Consider the following 18,378-nt stretch of genomic DNA (forward strand, 5'->3'; position numbering starts at 1 on the left):
CTTTGCCACCACTTGGCATCTCCGCCACAAGGGGGAGATTGCGCCTTCATCACTGGTTTCGCCAATCACCAACGTTGCAGAGGGCAGAGCCGGCGTCGAAGCTGCCAATCTCCCCCCAAGTGGGGGAGATGCCCGGCAGGGCAGAGGGGGGCGCGGCAGAACGCTACTTTGCCGCTATGCGCGCCCTCGGCGTCTCCCTACTTCGTCTCACCCAGCCTTTCAGCCTTGTCGAGATTGTCCTTGCCGATGACGATCGGCGTCAGCAGTACGAGCTTTTCCTTGGGCTCGGTCTTGTCCCTGGCATAGGCGACGGCGATCTGCACCGCGGTGCGCGACTGCTCGCCGGGGAACTGTTCGACGGTGCCGGCCAGCTTGCCGTCGCGCACGGCGACCAGCGCTTCGGGAAGCGCATCGAAGCCGTAGATCTTGACGTCGGTGAAATTGCGCGCCGCGCAGGCTTCGACCGCGCCAAGCGCCATGTCGTCATTGGCACAGATGATCGCATCGGGCTTGCCGTTGGCGGCAAGGCCGGCCTCGGTGACGGACAGCGCCTCGGCGCGGGCGAAGTTGGCGGTCTGCTCGAAGACGATCTGGAACTTGTCCTTCAGCGGATCGAGAACATTGTGCACGCCCTTGTTGCGGTCGATCGCGGGCCCAGCACCTGGCTGGCCCTGCAAATGGAAGATCTTGGCGCCGTTCGGGAACGCCGCCACCATGGCCTGCGCTTCGGCCTCGCCACCCTTGACATTGTCGGCGCCGACATGGGCGAGGATGCCTTCGACGCCGTCGACGCGGCGGTCGATGGTGACGACCGGGATGCCGGCCTGGACCGCCTGCTCTATGGCCGGCGCCAGCGCGTTGACGTCGAGCGGCGAGATGACGATGGCGTCGACCTTCTGCACAAGTGCGGCCTCGATATCGGCGGTCTGCTTGGGCGCCGAATTCTGGCCGTCGCTCTCGGTCAGGTTGACGCCCTGCGCCTGCGCCTCCGCCTTGATCTGGTTCAGCATGTGAACGAAGAACGGAAAGCCGAGGCTCGGAACCGACCCTAGGATAGTCAGCTTGTCCTGGGCGAAAGCCAGTTGCGGCGCGGCCAGCGCCAATGTGCCCATCGCCACGGACGACAGCAGGAACTCACGTCTGTTCATCAATTTAGTCTCCTCCACATGCGCGCACGACCTCGAAAACCGGAATGGGTCTCCGGCAGGTTCATGCGTCGATCTAGAAATGGAGTGTCCTTTGAGCGCCCAAGGGGACGCAACGGCGCTCCAGCCGGTCCACCGCGACGTTCTCCTCCGCTCGGCGCCGGCGGGCGGATGCTAGCCAAGGCCGGAGGTTTGCGCAAGAACTGGGTGCTGGAAGGTCGATCGGCGCGCAGCGCCAAGCCGGATGAGGGGTGTTGGGAACGCGGCGTGAAAATATCGAAGAATTTTAGGCGATTACGTCTCCAATGTGGCGATCCGTCCAGCATCCCTCATCCGACCGAGCTTCGCTCGGCCACCTTCTCCCACAGGAGGGGGAGAAGGGAAGATCAACGATCGATCATGACCATCACGCGTTCGTTGTAGCGCTCACCCGAGACCTTGCCCGGCGCCAGCGCGTCGTCGAGCGCCTGCATTGCGACGATGTCAAGCTGGAGGGAAGCAGCGGCGACGTTCTCCTCGAGGTATTTTCTGCGCTTGGTGCCGGGGATCGGCACGATGTCCAGCCCGAAATCGCTGCCCTTGTGCAGCAGCCAGGCCAGGGCGATCTGGCCCGGCTTGACGCCCTTGGCCGTGGCGATTTCGCGGACAACTCCGGCCGCCTGCACATTGGCTTCGTAGTTGGCGCCCTGGTAGCGCGGGTCGCCGCGGCGGTAATCGCCTTCCGGATAATCCTCAGCGCGCTTGACGTCGCCGGTGAGGAAGCCGCGGCCAAGCGGCGCGAACGGCACCAGGCCGATGCCGAGTTCGCTCAGCAGGGGGATAATCTCCGGTTCGAGGTTGCGTTCCCACAGCGAATATTCGCTCTGCACCGCTGATACCGGAAGCACGGCGTGCGCGCGGCGGATGTTGGCCGCACCCGCTTCCGACAGGCCGAAGAAGCGCACCTTGCCTTCGTTGATTAGTTTGCCGACAGCACCCGCCACATCCTCGATCGGCACTGCTGGGTCGACGCGGTGCTGATAGAGCAGGTCGATATGGTCGGTTGCGAGCCGGCGGAGCGAGCCGTCCACCGCCTCGCGGATATGCTCCGGCCGGCTGTCGCGGTCGGTGCCGATCTGCTTGCCGTTTTCGATACGGAAGCCGAATTTGGTGGCGATCGTCACCTCGTCGCGCCGGCCCTTCAGCGCGCGGCCGAGCAGTTCCTCATTGGTGTGCGGGCCATAGACTTCCGCCGTATCGAGGAAGGTGCAGCCGAGTTCGATGGCGCGGTGCAGGGTGGCGATCGATTCCGCCTCGTCGGCCGGGCCGTAGGACTGGCTCATGCCCATGCAGCCGAGGCCGATCACCGATACCTGCAGCCCCTGGCTGCCGAGCTTGCGTGTGCTCAAGGTCATAGATGAGATCTCCGGATAGTGTCGGGGTTCGTGTACGTCAGGACTATTACGTTAGGACCATATAGAGCTCCCGCTCAGTTTCCACAGTCGCTCGGACGAGGCTGATCGCACGATCGTGTGAGCTTTTCCGCTAAGCACCTTGCCCACTGCCCAAATTGACACGACACGCGGTCTCGGCCATCCTTATGCCAGCCGCCTTCTCCTGCGGCGGCGTGTGTATGAGCGAGTCCATGGCCAGTTCCGTCACCAGCCAGAATTCCAAGCGTGCCGCGGTGCGCAAGGCGCTCGACCGCCACAAGGTCTATATCACCGCACAGAGCTTTTCCGCCGGCGCCTACAAAGCGCGTGTCCTCGTCGACGGCGAGGCCTACTGGGTCGACGAATTCCGGCTGAGCCAGCTCCAGCAGGGTCTGTCACCGGCCGAGCTCGAACTAACGCCGGCCACCGACGATTGAGCTGTGCGAGGCACGACATCGGCCTGCCGCCTGCTGACAAAATGATTCAAGCGATGCGGGTCAATTCCTTGTTTTTGCGCAGCCGCCGCATCCGGCCTGGCATGCGGAAATGACGCCGAAACTCAAGGCCTATCGCGCCAAGCGCGAATTCAGCAAGACGCCGGAACCCGTCGGCGGGCTGGTTGCCGGAGAAGGCAATCGCTTCGTCGTGCACAAACACCATGCCACATCAGACCATTATGATTTACGTCTGCAGGTCGGCGGTGTGCTGAAGAGCTGGGCGGTGCCTCGCGGCCCGTCGCTCAATCCCGCCGACAAGCGGTTGGCGGTCGAGACCGAGGACCATCCACTTGAATATATCGACTTCGAAGGCGTCATTCCCGAGGGCGAATATGGCGGCGGGCCGATGATCGTCTGGGACACAGGCGTCTGGGCGCCGATGGACGATGTCGAAAAGAGCCTGCGCACCGGTTCCTTCAAGTTCCGTCTCGCCGGCGAGAAGCTGAATGGCGGCTGGATGCTGACCAGGCTAAAGGCCAAGCCCGGCGACGACGAGAAGAAAAACTGGCTGCTGTTCAAGGAGCGCGATCTCGCCGCCGATACAGCGCTCGACATCCTTGCCGAGCGGCCGGAAAGCGTGAAATCGGGACGGCGCATCGAGGAACTGGTCGAAGCGCCGAAGCCAGTCCCCAAACCTGCGAAACCGGTCGTGCTGAAGCCCGGCGCTTTGCCGGGCGCCGTCAAGGCGCCGGTGCCCGCCCGCATCGAACCGCAACTGGCGACGACCGTGGCAAAGCCGCCGGATGGAGTGGACACCCGGGAGGAGTGGCTGCACGAAATCAAATTCGACGGCTATCGCACGATGGCGCATCTGGCTGAGGGCGAGGTGCGGCTGATCACACGAGCCGGTCTCGACTGGACCAGGCGCTATGGCGACCTGCCGCATGCCTTCGCCAGACTGCCATGTCGTGAGGCTGTTATAGATGGCGAGATCGTCGTGCTGGACGCCAAGGGCATCAGCCGCTTCGCTCTTTTGCAGGACGCGCTGGCCGAAGGCGCCGGCAACAAGCTCCACTTCTACGCCTTCGATCTCTTGCATCTCGACGGCTGGGATCTGAGAAAAGCGCCGCTCGGCCGGCGCAAGGCGCTGCTGTCGCAATTGCTGTCCGGCTTGGGCGCCAACTCCGCCATCCAGTTCAGCGACCACGTCGAAGGCGATGGCCAGGCGCTCTACGCCCAGGCTTCCGAGATGGGACTAGAAGGCGTCGTCTCCAAGCGCGCAACGGCAATCTACCAGAGCGGCCGCACCAAGACCTGGACCAAGATCAAGGCGCTGAAGAACGGCGACTTCATCATCGCCGGCTATACCACCTCCGATGCAGCCGAGGGATTGGCCGCACTCGGCCTCGGCGAATTCGAGGATGGCGAACTGCACTATCGCGGCAAGGTCGGCACCGGCTTCGACGCTGCCACCGCCGCCGACCTGCTGGCTCGGCTGGGGCCCTTGCGCGCCGGCGCGTCTGCACCCGAAGGGGTTCCGCGCGAGATCATGCGCGAGATGAACTGGGTGCGGCCACTGCTTTCGGCCCATATCCACTATGCCAACCGGACCACCGATAATGCGCTGCGCCATGCGGTGTTCCGCGGACTGCGCGACGTCGGCCTATCGACGCCCGTGTCGGCCAAGCGCAAGCGGCTGATTGCGGAAGCCGATCTCGCCACAATTTGGGTGACCAATCCGACGCGGCGGTTGTTCGGCAAAACCGGACCGACCAAGCTCGACATCGCCGTCTACTACGCGCTGGTCGGCGACTTCATGCTGCCGCACATCCTCGGCCGCCCGGTGTCGCTGGTGCGCTGCCCGACCGGCAAGCCGCAGGACTGTTTCTTCCAGCGCCATGCCTTCACCGGCATGCCTTCATCGGTGGCGACCTTCGAGACGACCAATTCCGAGGGCGAGACTAAATCCTATCTGTCGGTGGAAGATGCCAAGGGCTATCTGGCGCTGGCGCAGTTCGGCGTCGTCGAGTTCCACACCTGGGGCACCCACCGCACGCGGCTAGACAGACCGGACCTGATCGTTTTCGACCTCGACCCGGGCGAGGGGATTAGCTGGCGCGAGGTGGTCGAGGCGGCAGTGCATATCCGCGCCGAGCTGGAGGCGATGGGGCTGATGCCGTTCGCGAAAACGTCGGGCGGCAAGGGCATACACATCACCGTGCCGGTAACGCAAAAACAGAACTGGAAGAAACTGCACCAGGCGACCAGCGCCATTTCCTCGGCATTGGCCGCCTCCGCGCCCGACATCTTCACCACCACCATGGGCAAGGACAACCGCAAACGGCGCATTTTCATCGATTATCACCGCAATGCGCGCGGCCACACCTCGGCGGCACCTTATTCGCTGCGCGCCCGCACCAACCTGCCGGTCTCCACGCCGGTGAGTTGGTCCGATCTGGAATCCATCGACGCTCCGGAAGATTTGAATTATTCTTCGCTGCCGGGCCTTCTGGCCACCTCCGGCGATCCCTGGGCCAACATGGAAGATTTCGCTAGGGATTTGCCGGTATTGTGAGGGCGAAGTAGGTTTTGCGCAGCGTCGTTCGTCCTTTGGACGAAGCGCTGCGAACAGTTCGACAGTGCACGGCCGCGTAGGAGAGTTTCATGGCGCCCAGGGCAAGTTGGAAAGGTTACCTCAAGCTCAGTCTCGTCAGCTGTCCGGTCCGGCTGTATCCGGCGACGAGTGCCAGCGAGCGGATCAGCTTCAATCAGCTGCACAAGGACACCCACAACCGCATCAATATGAAGCCGGTCGATCCCGAGCTCGGGCTGGTCGAGCGCTCGGATCTGATCAAGGGCTACGAATACGAAGATAAGCAGTACATCATCATCGACGATGCCGACCTCGAGGCCGTGCGCATCGAATCCAACCACACGATGAACATCGAAGCCTTCGTCGACGAGCATTCGGTCGACGTCATCTACCAGGACGCGCCCTATTATCTGGCGCCCGATGGCGCGATGGCGGAGGAGACTTTCGCGGTGCTGCGCGAAGCGATGCGCAAGTCGGGCAAGCTGGCGATCGCGCGGCTGGTGCTGTCCAGCCGCGAGCGCGTCGTGACGATCGGCGCGCGCGAGAACGGCATGTTCGTCTGCACCTTGAGGAACCCGAATGAAGTGCGCGGTACGGCCGAATATTTCGGCAACATCCCGGCCGGCAAGCCCGACCCGGAAATGCTGCAGCTCGCCGAAGCGCTGATCAAGCAGAAGGAAACCACTTTCGATCCGAAGAATTATGAGGATCGCTACGAGATCGCGCTGATGGCGATGATCCGCGAGAAGCTCAAGGGCCACAAGCCGATCATCGCGGCCGCCCCCGAGCGCGGCAACGTGATCAACCTGATGGATGCGCTGAAGGCCAGCCTGTCGCAATCGGCCAAGCCGCCGGCCAAGTCGAAGAGCAAGGCCGATGAGGCGGCAAAGCCTGCCGCCAAGGGCAAGGCCAGCGCGGCCAAGGAAAACCCGCTCAAGGCCAATTTGCTGAAGGCCGTCGGCAAGAGCAAGGCGTGACGGCGCTTGCCGGCACCGTCTTCGGCGCCATCGGCGCGCTGGCGGCGTTTCCACTGAGGCTGGCGGCGCGCGAGGTTGAACGCCAGCACGGCCAGTTAAGGCGCGGCGTCACGCGCCGCACTAGCCATGTGGTGTTCGGCCGCACACTTCTCGCCAAGGCCGGGGATGCCGAGATCGAGCGCCGCGTCGCGGCTGAGCGCGCGGCCGGCCGAAAGCTGATCAGCGAAAACGGTTTTTTGCGCCTGCTAGGGCTGATGAAGGCGCCGGAGGCCTCGGCCCTGTCGCGGCAGTCGCTTCTCGATCAGTCGCGATTGGCCGCATCCGACCTCGACCTTCTCAGTCTCTTCGATGCCTTCGAGCATGATTGCGAGCCCTATTCGTTTCGCGACCTGATCCTGGCCCGCAAATATGCCGGGCTGGTCGCCGGCGGCGCCTCGTGGGGCGCAATCGCGCGCTCGGTGCACCGCTCCGGCCCGGTGGCTTCGCTCACCGCCAAGTCGCTGAATGTCGGCTCACAGCGCGGGCGCGCGGATGCGATCTATCTCGATGGTGGCCAGAGCGAACTCGACGGCCAGCTGCTGTTCGACTTGGGGACGCCGGATGACGACACGCTGGAAGAACTGTTCGCCGACGCTGAAGCCGCGGAAGAGGCTGAACGTCACGAACAGGCGGCAGCACTCTACCAGCGCTGCTTGGCCATCGACCCGACCGACGCCATCGCCGCCTTCAACCGCGCCAATTGTCTGCGCGGCGCCGGCCACGCGGCCGAGGCGGCGCATGACTATGCCCGCGCCATCAAGTGTGACCCCGGCTTTGTCGAGGCCTGGTTCAATCTGGCCGGGCTGATGACCGAGCAAGGCCGAGAGGCCTCGGCGCGACGGCATCTACAAAAGGCGATCGCGCTCGATGCCGATTATGCCGATGCGGTGTTCAACCTTGCGAGGCTGGAGTTCGACGCCGGCAACCTGGCCGAGGCGCGCCGCCACTGGGCACGCTACCTCGAACTCGACGCCAACTCCGAATGGGCGCGCATGGCGGCCAAGGGGATACAGTTCGTGGATTTGCAGCTGGCGCGGACGTCGGCGGGGTGAGGCGATGGCGCTCCCTTCTCCCCTTGTGGGAGAAGGTGGATTGGCGCGTTAGCGCCGAGACGGATGAGGGGTGCTGGAAGAAATGAGGCGTTGGCGCTCCGTCCAACACCCCTCATCCGACCGAGCTTTGCTCGGCCACCTTCTCCCACAAGGGGAGAAGGGGTCGTCAACGTTGGAGTTGTACACCCAATGACCGCCTTCCTCTTCGACGGGCCCGAAACCGCCCCCATCACCGTCCTGCTTGCCCATGGCGCCGGGGCGCCAATGGATTCGGCGTCGATGACCGCCACGGCCAAGGCGCTGGCCGAGGCCGGCTTCCGCGTCGCGCGATTCGAATTCCACTACATGGCCGCCCGCCGCTACGGCCACCGCAAGCCGCCGCCGCGCGCCGAGACAGTGAACCCGGAATATGTCAAGGCGATCGCCGAACTGAGGGCGAAGGGCGTGACGGGGGCGCTGATCATCGGCGGCAAGTCGATGGGCGGCCGCGTCGCCTCGATGATCGCCGACGAGATGTTTTCCAAGGGCGAAATCTCGGGCCTGCTTTGTCTGGGCTATCCCTTCCACCCGCCGGCCAAGCCGACGCAGTTGCGCACCAAGCATCTCGCCGCGCTCAAGACCCCGACACTGATCTGCCAGGGCACACGCGACGAGTTCGGCACGAAGGACGAGGTCGCGGGCTATGCGCTATCAGATGCAATCGAAATGCTGTGGCTGGAGGCTGGCGACCACGATTTGAAGCCGCGCAAGAGCATCTCCGGCTTCTCCACCGCCGATCATCTGAAGACACTCGCTGATGCGGTGAAGGCGTGGACCGAGCGCATCGTGCGCTGAAGCAGGCCGATGAAGATCGCCACCTTCAACGTCAACAACATCAACGGCAGGCTGCAGAACCTGCTCGCCTGGCTGACTGTCGCCAAGCCCGACATCGTCTGCCTGCAGGAGCTGAAGGCGAGGCAGACGCAGTTTCCGCGCACAGCACTCGCCGCGGCCGGCTATGGCGCGGTGTGGGTGGGGCAACCGACCTGGAACGGCGTCGCCATACTCGCGCGCGGTTCAGAACCGGTTCTGATCCGCGAGGCGCTGCCCGGCGACGAGAGCGACAACCAGGCCCGCTACATCGAGGCAGCGGTCAGCGGCATCGTCATCGCCTGCCTTTATGCGCCGAACGGCAACCCGCAGCCCGGTCTGAAATTCACCTACAAGCTGGCGTGGCACGAGCGCCTGAACGCGCATGCGGCGGAACTGTTCGACACCGGGCTGCCGGTAGTGCTGGCCGGCGACTACAACATTGTGCCCGAGCCGCGCGACATCTATCCGACCCGCTCCTATGACGACAATGCGCTGGTGCAGCCGGAAAGCCGCGCCGCTTTCGCAGCACTGCTCGACCAGGGCTGGACCGATGCGCTGCGCAAGAAGCACCCGAAAGAAACGCTCTACACATTCTGGGATTATCGCCGCAACCGCTGGCCGCGCGACGCCGGCCTGCGGCTCGATCATATATTGCTCTCCAAGAAACTGGCGCGCCGATTGGCCGGGGCAGGGATCGACCGCGAAGTGCGCGGCGAGCCCGGCGCCAGCGACCACGCGCCGGTGTGGGTGGAATTGCGGTGAGGGGTGGAGAACATTCGATCTCCCCGTTTATGGGGAGGTTCGCGGTTGCTGGCGCTATCGCCAACCCTCACGCACAAAAAGGCACACTGGTCGCGCCCCTTCGCGTGCGAAAGCCTCGATCAAAGGTGTGTATCCCTCAAGGTCGGGCTGGGTAGCGAAACTGTGGGTGGCGGCGGTCGTAGCCCATGGCAGCTTTTCCGACGCGAAGACCTCGACGAAGGGCACATACCAATGGTGCTCGTCCAGCATGGTAGCGCGAACATTGACGATGAAGTCCAGGCCGTGCGGATGCGTGAACATCCAGTTCTTGCAGTGCGGGCAGTAGAGTTGCCGGTGCGGCCCATGCATGCCGCCGACCACCGGCTCGCCTTGCGTCACGGTGAAGCCGTTGCTCGGCACGGCCATGGTCAGGGAATAAGCGCTCGCGCTCAGCTTCTGACAGCCGGTGCAATGACAGGCCATTGTCAGCAGGGGTGGCGCACTTACCCGAAAGCGTATCCCGCCGCACAGGCAGCCGCCTTCCCAAGGTAATTTCCATTCATCCATTGCTTGGCCTCGATCGGTCTTGAGCCCTGCCGAGCGATCCTAGCGCGCGACTGGGCAACATTGCGGCGACCGAGAGAGTGTCCTCAGGCACATCCAGCACTTGGCGCAGGCGAGCGTTTTGCGCTCGCCGTTTCGCGGGTAAACTTCGGAATTGAACCGGGGCATCGACAAGCCCGGCGCTGGCCGGCATCATTGCGGCAAAGCGAAAGCGGCGCGAGGGGGAGACCGATGAACAGGTTTGTCGACAGGCTGCTCGCCGCGCTGCTGCTGGCGATCGGCATGCTCTGCCTCACACGCGTGTATTTCGCGCTGGGCGGCGAGGGCGCGGGCGACGCTTTCGCGTCCGCGCGCCTGGCTTTTTTCGGGGCAGCGGGCGTTCTCTCAGCCCTTGCAGCCCTGCTGTTCTGGGCCGGCCTGTTGCCGGGCCGGTCGAAGCCCGGACCAGCCATACCCTTGTTCGGCAGAGGCGCCGAAACGCAACCCGCCGGACGACCACGCCTGCGACAGCTCTTCGCCGTCGTTCCGTTCCTCGCCGTGCTCGTTCTGGCGGTCGACCAGCTCGGCCCCTGGTGGCGACAGCCACAGGACGCCGGCAAAAGTCTGACCGCCGAGCAACCCGCGCCGAGCGCGCCGAAGGGCGAAGACGTCGCCAGCGCACCGGCCCAAGCGCGGGAAGCGCTCGAGCGGCCTGAACAGACGGCTGCGCCTCCGCCGCCGCAAGGTGCAAACCCTGGCGCCAGCGCGAAATCGGCACAGCCGCCGCCTCCTGCTTCGCCATCTGCGGTCGCGCTTGCCCCCTCTGTCTCACCGCCGGAGGCTGCTCCCGCCCCGGCCGCGCCACCGCAGACCGTCGCGCCGCTGCCGCAGCCTCCACCGCTGCAGCCGACGCAACCCGACGGTCACAGTGATGCAGTGGTCTGGCTGGCGGTGGCGCCCGACGGTCACTCGATCCTGAGCGCCAGCACCGACCGCACGGTCAAGCTCTGGGATATCGATGGCAAGCGCCTGATCCGCACCCTCGGCATCCACAAGGACATGGCGCGTACCGCGCTTTTCCTGCCCGATGGGGCGCGGGCGCTGACGGCGGGCGACGATGGCGAGATCGTGCTGCGCCAGCTCGCTGATGGCGCGGTGCTGCATGTGTTCTCGTCAGGCCAGAACGGCGGCGTCAACAAGCTGGCGATCAGCCCCGACGGTAAACGTGCCGTCAGCGGGCACGACACCGGTAGGGTCATCGTCTGGGATATCGAGAAAGGTTCGGTGCTGCATGTGGCGCCGGGGCACGACTGGTCGATCAGCGGGGTCGCCGTCTCGCCGGACGGCACACGCGCGGTCAGCGGCAGCATCGAGGGCACGCTTAAGCTATGGGACATCGGCACCGGCAAGCAGCTGCGCAGCTGGCACGGGCATGAGCGCGGCCCCTATGGGATCGTGTTCATGGCCGACGGGCGCCATCTGATCACCGGCAGCGGCGATTATACGATCAAGCTCTGGGATCTCGACAGCGGCCGCGAAGTCCGCCGCCTCGATGGCCATTCGGGCACGGTCTATGCGCTGGCGCTGTCGGCCGACGGCAACCGGCTGCTGTCCGGCTCGCTCGACGGTACGGCACGGCTGTGGGACATGGAAACAGGCAGCGAGACCGCCCTGTTCGACAGCCGGTCCGGCCCGGTCTACGCGGTGGCGTTCGCCGCCGACGGCACGGTGCTGACCGGCGGCTACGACCGCACAATTTGGGATTGGCCGGCGGGCGGCGGCGACGGTGTCGTGCTCTTCGCCGGCGCGCCAGAGTGATCAATTTCACCGGAGCTTGAGCACCCCCCTCTGAAGGGTCGCGACCTATACAAAATCGATGTAAGGCCTCTTCGTCGCGCAGGTGCAGGAACACCATGACCGATCTCCACATCGTCGAGGCCTCGATCGAGCAGTTGCGGCAAGCGCTGGAGGACGGCACGGTCACCAGCGTCGAGCTGGTCGGCGCCTGCCTGCGCAGGATTGCGCATTACGACCGCCATGGCATCACCCTCAATGCCGTCCCCGTGCTCAATCCCGAAATGTTCGAGGAGGCGGCCGCGTCCGACCAGCGCCGCAGGAATGGTGCCGTGCTCAGCCCGTTGGACGGCATCCCCTATACCGCCAAGGACAGCTACAAGGTATCGGGCCTGACGGTGGCCTCCGGCTCGCCGGCCTTCGAACATCTCATCGCCAACGAGGACGCCTTCACCATTGCGCGGCTGCGGGCCGGCGGCGCGGTGCTGATCGGGCTTACCAACATGCCGCCGATGGCTAATGGTGGCATGCAGCGCGGCGTCTACGGCCGGGCGGAAAGCCCCTACAATGCCGATTACCTGACCGCCGCCTTCGCCTCGGGCTCGTCGAATGGTTCCGGCACCGCGACCGCCGCCAGCTTCGCCGCCTTCGGGCTCGGCGAGGAGACATGGTCGTCGGGCCGGGCGCCGGCGTCGAACAACGCGCTGGTCGCCTACACGCCGTCGCGCGGCGTCATTTCCGTGCGTGGCAACTGGCCGCTGGTGCCGACCATGGACGTGGTGGTGCCGCATACGCGCAGCGTTGCCGACATGCTCGAACTGCTCGACGCGACCGTCGCCGACGACCCGAACACAAGAGGCGATTTCTGGCGCGCGCAGCCCTGGGTGGCGCTGCCGACGAGCTCCGATGTCAGACCGCCACGCTATACCGGCCTCACGCTGGAGGGAGCGCTGCAAGGCGTGCGGCTCGGCGTGCCCGGCATGTATATCGGCCGCGACACGGAGGCTGACGTTCCGATCCCGACCCGCGCGTCGGTGCTCGACCTGTGGGAGCGGGCGGCAGCGGATTTGCGGCGGCTCGGTGCTGATGTGGTCGAGGTCGATTTCCCCGTCGTCTCCGACTACGAGCGCGACCGGCCGGGCACCAAAAACATGGTCGATCGCGGGCTGGTTCCGGAAGAATTCGCCGAGCGCGAGATATGGGACCTGTGCGTCTTCGCCTGGGACGATTTCCTGCGCGCCAATGCCGATCCGGCCATCCCCGATCTCGCCTCGGTCGACGGCGCAAAGATCTTTCCGCAGCCGCCGGGCACGCTGCCGGACCGCTACGAGGACAGCTTCGATCTAGCGGAGTATGTCGGGCGGGCCAAGCGCGGCGTCACCCCATTCGAGGCCATTCCCGAGCTGGACGCTGGCCTGAAAGGCCTCGAGGCAACGCGGCGGATCGATTTCGAAGACTGGCTCGACGCGCAAGGGCTGGATGCAGTGGTGTTTCCGGCCGTCGCCGATGTCGGGCCGGCCGATGCGGATGTCAACGAGGCCTCCGCCGCGCTTGCGTGGCGCAACGGCACCTGGGTCGCCAACGGCAATCTGGTGCCGCGCCATCTCGGCATTCCGACCGTCACCGTGCCGATGGGCACTATGGCCGATATCGGCATGCCGGTCGGACTGACCTTCGCCGGCAAGGCCTATGAAGATACGAAGCTGCTTCGGCTAGCCGGCGATTTCGAGCGTTTTGGCCAGCGCCGCACCAGCCCGCCGCGCACTCCGGAGCTTCCCGACGATGTCTTTGCCGCCCGGCCTGCCGCCCGCCAGCCCGACGAGGCGCCGCCGCTGACAGTCACGCTTGCCGCTGAGACGCGCCGTGCGGGTGATCAGGACGAGATAACTGTCACGCTCGATGTGCATGGCGAGGTCGGAACCGAGACCAGCGTGAAAGTCCATGTCAACGGCGAGCCCCTTCGCATGCAGCGGACCGACGAGCGCTTTACAGGGCGTGCAGTCGTACCGGCCAGTGAGCATGAGAGAATCCACAGCGTCTGGCGCGGCTCTTACGGCTCGATCGTTACCGCCGTCGTGCGTCTTGAGGACGGGCGTGCAGTCGGCTCATATGCAGTGACGGGAGGGATTGGATAGCAAGCCCTCCGCGTATTCCCATTCTGGACTCTCGGGATGGCATCGCCGCAAGTCTAGGGGAAGCTGCGGGATAGTGCCGATCGCGCCGACCCGCATGCCACCGATGATCAATGGCGGCATGCAGCCCGTCTGCGGCCGGCTTTCCAATCTGCGTCAGTCCGGCTTGCAGGGGTCGCTACCGGCGTCGGCTTTGGCCGCCGCTGTCTTGTCGCCCTCCTGCTGCGCCTCGACATCCTGCTGCGAGGTGGCAAGGTTTTTATCCCCACCGGCTTCCTGGTTGGCTAGCGGCATGGTGTTGCCGTCCTTATTGGCAGGGCCGCCCTCAACCTTGCTACCGGCATTCGCATCAGTTTCGAGGGGTGCACGCGTTCCGTCTTTTGCGATGCCTGATTGAGCTTCGATCGATGCAGTCGTGTCATGGCAGGTGGCGCTTGCCGTGCCGGCGGTCAGGCCGATCATTGAGGTGGCGAGCAAAATAGCGGTAACCGTCTTCATCTCATTCTCCTTTCGGTGTTTGAGCTATCTTTCTAAACTGCCGGCGATATCCAAGGTTCCGCTGATTCAGTTCGAACCTCGAAACTGGTGTCGTATTGCCATTTGATTTGCGGGCTTCCGCAGGCGAGGCCTATCGCGTATTGGCGCGGGGAAAATCCCTTTGGCACGCGTGGAAAGCATGATTCGACTGGAAAGTATCAGCAAGCAGAACGGCCGGCAGATCGTCTTCATCGAGGCCTCCGCCTCCTTGCAGAAGGGCGAGAAGGTCGGGCTGGTCGGCCCCAACGGGGCCGGCAAGACGACGCTGTTCCGCATGATCAACGGCGAGGAGCAGCCCGATGAGGGCCAGGTCTCGGTCGATCGCGGCGTCACCATCGGCTATTTCAGCCAGGATGTCGGCGACATGGAAGGCCGCAGCGCTGTCGCCGAAGTGATGAACGGCGCCGGGCCGGTGAGCGAAGTGGCGGCCGAGATGCGCGAGCTCGAAGCCGCCATGGGCGACCCGGAGCGATCAGATGAGATGGACGCCATCATTGCCCGCTACGGCGACCTGCAGGCGCGTTTCGAGGAGCTCGACGGCTATGCGCTGGATGGCCGCGCCCGCGAGGTGCTGGACGGCCTCGGCTTCAGCCAGGAGATGATGGACGGCGACGTCGGAAAACTCTCCGGCGGCTGGAAGATGCGCGTGGCGCTGGCCAGGATCCTGCTGATGCGCCCCGACGCCATGCTGCTCGATGAGCCGAGCAACCATCTCGACCTGGAAAGCCTGATCTGGCTGGAGCAGTTCCTGAAAAGCTATGACGGCGCGCTCTTGATGACCTCGCACGACCGCGAGTTCATGAACCGCATCGTCAACAAGGTGGTCGAGATCGATGGCGGCTCGCTGACTGCCTACTCCGGCAACTACGAATTTTACCAGCAGCAGCGGGCGATCGCCGACCGGCAGCAGCAGGCGCAGTTCGAGCGCCAGCAGGCGATGCTGGCCAAAGAGATCGCCTTCATCGAGCGCTTCAAGGCGCGCGCTTCGCATGCCGCCCAGGTACAGAGCCGGGTGAAGAAGCTGGAGAAGATCGATCGCGTCGAGCCGCCCAAGCGCCGCCAGAAGGTATCGTTCGATTTCCAGCCGGCGCCGCGCTGCGGCGAGGACGTGGTGACGCTGAAGAACATCCACAAGCGCTATGGCAGCCGCTCGATCTACGAGGGGCTGGATTTCCAGGTGCGCCGCCGCGAGCGCTGGTGCGTGATGGGCATCAACGGCGCCGGCAAGTCGACGCTGCTGAAGCTGGTGGCCGGCGCTTCCGAGCCGGACAATGGCACGGTGGCGCGCGGCCCGAGCGTCAAGATGGGCTATTTCGCCCAGCATGCAATGGAAGTACTGGAGGCCGAGCGCACCGTGTTCCAGACGCTGGAAGACGCGTTTCCACAGGCAGGCCAGGCGCCGCTCAGGGCGCTGGCCGGCTGCTTCGGCTTTTCCGGCGACGAGATCGAGAAGAAATGCCGGGTGCTGTCGGGCGGCGAGAAGGCGCGGCTGGTGATGGCGCTGATGCTGTTCGACCCGCCCAACCTTCTGGTGCTGGACGAGCCGACCAACCACCTCGACATCGCCACCAAGGAAATGCTGATCACAGCACTTTCGCAGTATGAGGGCACCATGCTGTTCGTCTCGCACGACCGCCATTTTCTGGCGGCGCTGTCGAACAGGGTGCTGGAACTGACGCCCGAGGGCATCCATACCTATGGCGGCGGCTATACGGAATATGTCGAGAGGACGGGACAAGAGGCGCCTGGGTTGCGGAGCTGAGGCGCAGGCCGGCGCTGCCGCTCACCGTCATCCAAACGCTCGGAGAGGAAGCCACGGGCTGCTCAGCCGTGCAGAACAATTTCGCGCAGCGGATTGCCGCCGTCGATGAACAGCCGGCCTTGCGCCGTCAACGCCGCCTTGAGCCGTTGCAGGGCGATCTTTCCTGCCTCGGGATGACGCCCGTCCAGCGCGCCGACGCGCACCGCAACGGCAATGTCGAAGTGCTGCTCGTCCGCCTCCAACTGGAAATCCTCGATGGCGGCCTGACGCAGGCTCAGCCGGCCCGCTGCAATCTCGGCGCGCGAGGCAGCCCTGGCCTGCGCGATGGCCTTGGCCGAGCGGTCGATCGCCAGCACGTGGCCGTCGCCAATCCGGCGCGTGATCTCGCGCGACGCAGCACCCGGGCCGCAGCCGATCTCCAGAATCCGCATGCCCTGCTGCAAAGGCAGTGCATCGACAATCGCCAAAAGCCTTGGCGACAGACCATTCGTCATTCCCTCGTCTCCAGCCTCTTCCGCGATCCGAGATTAGCGGGCGTGGCTGGCGGCGGGAAGGCCGAGACCTGAGGGGATAGTCGATGTGTTCACCGGCCTCGACGACCGGCAGCCGGCGAAAGCGAACAGTAGGAGGTACTTAAAAAGCGCTTCCCGTTTGAGCAAAAAACCCCGGGCGGCCCGGCGTCGTTGGCCTGAGGGGGGGACTGGCGCCGAGCCTAACCGGTTGGGGGGTAGATCACCGGCCGCATAGATACATACGCTTAAGCTAATGTAAGCGCAAGCTAATGTTATGCGTTTGCCGTTTCCAGCGGCTGTTTCTGACCATGGATGTTTCTGCCGGCCGCTTCCTGACTGCGCGCTTAATCCGGGTGCTGGAACTCACGCCAGAGGGCATCCACACCTGTGGCGGCGGCAATGTCGAGCGCACCGGCCAGAGGCGCCGGGGCTGAAGCGCAGAGCGGAGGCTCGCTTGAGGGCTTCGCGATCGTCGGCTTGACCCTTCACCAAGCCGGCGACATTGTGGATGTGCTGTTCGCCAGTCCATAGCGGTCGTGTGGGAATGGATTTTCGCAACGCCATCGATGAATCGCTGGCCTGGGCCAGCCGATGGTTCGACTATGCCGTCACGCCGTGGTTTTTCTATCAGGCTGCCATCATCGTCGTGCTTTTCCTCGTCGCGAAGCTCGCGGCGCAGCGCATCGAACCGCTCATGGAGAACCGGGCACGCCAGATCAAGGGGCATCCCGGACTGTTGAGGGTCGTCGTTGCGCTGTTGCGGCGCACCGACTGGATCCTGTTCACGGTCTTCCTGCTTGCCGCGCTCACTCTCATGCGCGCCGTCACTTGGCCAAGCCGGACCCATTTCATCTATATCGCGCTCTCGCTATCCCTCGCGTGGCTGTTCGCATCGGTGCTGTCGCGCATCATCCGCAACCGCTTTGTCGCGCGGGCTCTCGCCTGGCTGACCTGGATCTATGCGGCCCTCGTCATTCTGGGCATCGATGACGCCGCCGCGGCTTTCCTGGACAGCCTCGCAATACCTTTGGGGGCGGTGCGCCTTTCGGCGCTCATGGTGCTGAAGGCGGCGCTGCTGCTGATCGCCACGGTTTGGCTTGCGGTGGTCGTCGGCAAGTATATCGATGAGCGCGTCCGGATCTCCGAAGAGCTGACACCCTCGATCCGCGTCCTCGTCGGCAAGGTCGCAAAAGTGGGCCTTGTGCTGGTGGCGGGTGCCATCGCCCTGTCTTCCGTCGGTCTCGACCTGACGGCTCTGACGATATTCTCCGGTGCCGTCGGCGTCGGCCTGGCTTTCGGGCTGCAAAAGGTCGTTTCAAATTTCGTCTCCGGCATGATCATCCTGCTCGACAAGTCGATCAAGCCGGGCGACACCATTTCGCTCGAAGGCACCTTCGGCTGGGTACGCGAATTGCGGGCGCGGTTTGTCTCGGTGGTGACGCGCGACGGCCGCGAATACCTGATCCCGAACGAAGACTTCATCACCCAAAGGGTCATCAACTGGTCGTTCAGCGACAACCTCGTGCGGCTCGACGTGAATTTCGGGGTCTCTTACGACGCCGACCCGCATAAGGTCAGCGAACTGGCGATAGCGGCCGCCATGAGCGTCGGCCGGGTCGAAGCGGACCGGCGGCCGGTCTGCTGGCTCACGGACTTCGGCGACTCCTCGCTCAACTTCGTGCTGCGCTTCTGGATCCACGACCCTCAGCAAGGTCTGACCAACGTGCGCGGCAGGGTACTGCTGGCGCTGTGGGACACCTTTAGGGAAAACGGCATAGACATCCCTTATCCGCATCGCGAGATCATCATGAAGCCGGATGGGCGCGCTGGGAAATCAAGCGGGCGCTGAT

Annotated in this window: 15 protein-coding genes; 10 read left to right on the forward strand and 5 right to left on the reverse strand. The window is 64.6% G+C overall.

Annotated features, from left to right (window positions below):
- Positions 1 to 197: 197 nt before the first annotated feature.
- Both A9K68_RS09170 and A9K68_RS09175 read right to left on the reverse strand, forming a co-directional pair.
- Positions 198 to 1,148 (reverse strand): substrate-binding domain-containing protein, encoded by a 951-nt coding sequence (locus tag A9K68_RS09170; RefSeq protein WP_029351280.1) that lies wholly within the window; start codon positions 1,146 to 1,148, stop codon positions 198 to 200.
- Positions 1,149 to 1,531: 383 nt separating this feature from the next.
- The gene (locus A9K68_RS09175; RefSeq protein ID WP_065009096.1) at positions 1,532 to 2,539 is read right to left on the reverse strand and encodes an aldo/keto reductase; all 1,008 of its coding nucleotides are present in this window, start codon (positions 2,537 to 2,539) and stop codon (positions 1,532 to 1,534) included.
- 230 nt (positions 2,540 to 2,769) lie between these two features.
- Here A9K68_RS09175 and A9K68_RS09180 point away from each other — a divergent pair, with 230 nt between their 5' ends.
- The 6 genes from A9K68_RS09180 to A9K68_RS09205 all read left to right on the forward strand — a co-directional run bounded on the left by A9K68_RS09180 (position 2,770) and on the right by A9K68_RS09205 (position 9,269).
- A complete protein-coding gene (locus A9K68_RS09180; protein ID WP_029351283.1) occupies positions 2,770 to 2,994 on the forward strand; it encodes a hypothetical protein in 225 nt (74 codons plus the stop codon).
- Between the two features lie 109 nt (positions 2,995 to 3,103).
- Positions 3,104 to 5,569: a DNA ligase D gene (ligD, locus tag A9K68_RS09185; protein ID WP_065009095.1), complete on the forward strand. Its 2,466-nt coding sequence runs from the start codon at positions 3,104 to 3,106 to the stop codon at positions 5,567 to 5,569.
- A gap of 89 nt (positions 5,570 to 5,658) precedes the next feature.
- Positions 5,659 to 6,564: a Ku protein gene (locus A9K68_RS09190; RefSeq protein WP_065009094.1), complete on the forward strand. Its 906-nt coding sequence runs from the start codon at positions 5,659 to 5,661 to the stop codon at positions 6,562 to 6,564.
- Positions 6,561 to 7,655, forward strand: coding sequence for a tetratricopeptide repeat protein (locus A9K68_RS09195; protein WP_065009093.1), 1,095 nt, complete (start codon positions 6,561 to 6,563; stop codon positions 7,653 to 7,655). Before A9K68_RS09190 ends, A9K68_RS09195 begins: the two co-directional genes overlap by 4 nt.
- A 189-nt stretch (positions 7,656 to 7,844) precedes the next feature.
- On the forward strand, positions 7,845 to 8,489 hold the full coding sequence (locus tag A9K68_RS09200) for an alpha/beta family hydrolase (protein WP_065009092.1): 645 nt from the start codon (positions 7,845 to 7,847) through the stop codon (positions 8,487 to 8,489).
- Positions 8,490 to 8,498: 9 nt separating this feature from the next.
- Positions 8,499 to 9,269, forward strand: a complete 771-nt coding sequence (locus A9K68_RS09205; RefSeq protein WP_065009091.1) for an exodeoxyribonuclease III — start codon at positions 8,499 to 8,501, stop codon at positions 9,267 to 9,269.
- A 54-nt stretch (positions 9,270 to 9,323) separates the two neighbouring features.
- Here the strand turns inward: A9K68_RS09205 and A9K68_RS09210 are convergent, their stop codons facing one another.
- Positions 9,324 to 9,815 (reverse strand): GFA family protein, encoded by a 492-nt coding sequence (locus A9K68_RS09210; RefSeq protein ID WP_065009090.1) that lies wholly within the window; start codon positions 9,813 to 9,815, stop codon positions 9,324 to 9,326.
- 228 nt (positions 9,816 to 10,043) lie between these two features.
- Here A9K68_RS09210 and A9K68_RS09215 point away from each other — a divergent pair, with 228 nt between their 5' ends.
- Both A9K68_RS09215 and A9K68_RS09220 read left to right on the forward strand, forming a co-directional pair.
- Entirely contained in the window at positions 10,044 to 11,609 is a 1,566-nt protein-coding gene (locus tag A9K68_RS09215; protein ID WP_065009089.1) for a WD40 repeat domain-containing protein, read from the forward strand.
- A gap of 95 nt (positions 11,610 to 11,704) precedes the next feature.
- Positions 11,705 to 13,720 carry an amidase gene (locus tag A9K68_RS09220; protein WP_065009088.1) on the forward strand — a complete coding sequence of 672 codons (2,016 nt, stop codon included), beginning with the start codon at positions 11,705 to 11,707 and terminating at the stop codon, positions 13,718 to 13,720.
- 153 nt (positions 13,721 to 13,873) lie between these two features.
- Here the strand turns inward: A9K68_RS09220 and A9K68_RS09225 are convergent, their stop codons facing one another.
- The gene (locus tag A9K68_RS09225) at positions 13,874 to 14,215 is read right to left on the reverse strand and encodes a hypothetical protein (protein ID WP_065009087.1); all 342 of its coding nucleotides are present in this window, start codon (positions 14,213 to 14,215) and stop codon (positions 13,874 to 13,876) included.
- A 178-nt stretch (positions 14,216 to 14,393) separates the two neighbouring features.
- Here A9K68_RS09225 and A9K68_RS09230 point away from each other — a divergent pair, with 178 nt between their 5' ends.
- Positions 14,394 to 16,016: an ABC-F family ATP-binding cassette domain-containing protein gene (locus A9K68_RS09230; RefSeq protein WP_065009086.1), complete on the forward strand. Its 1,623-nt coding sequence runs from the start codon at positions 14,394 to 14,396 to the stop codon at positions 16,014 to 16,016.
- Positions 16,017 to 16,078: 62 nt separating this feature from the next.
- Here the strand turns inward: A9K68_RS09230 and A9K68_RS09235 are convergent, their stop codons facing one another.
- Positions 16,079 to 16,510 carry a class I SAM-dependent methyltransferase gene (locus A9K68_RS09235; protein WP_065009085.1) on the reverse strand — a complete coding sequence of 144 codons (432 nt, stop codon included), beginning with the start codon at positions 16,508 to 16,510 and terminating at the stop codon, positions 16,079 to 16,081.
- A 562-nt stretch (positions 16,511 to 17,072) separates the two neighbouring features.
- Here A9K68_RS09235 and A9K68_RS09240 point away from each other — a divergent pair.
- Positions 17,073 to 18,377 carry a mechanosensitive ion channel domain-containing protein gene (locus tag A9K68_RS09240; protein ID WP_065009084.1) on the forward strand — a complete coding sequence of 435 codons (1,305 nt, stop codon included), beginning with the start codon at positions 17,073 to 17,075 and terminating at the stop codon, positions 18,375 to 18,377.
- Position 18,378 lies beyond the last annotated feature (1 nt).

Source organism: Mesorhizobium sp. AA22 (assembly GCF_001672375.2).
In the GTDB taxonomy this organism is placed as follows: Bacteria; Pseudomonadota; Alphaproteobacteria; order Rhizobiales; family Rhizobiaceae; genus Mesorhizobium; species Mesorhizobium wenxiniae.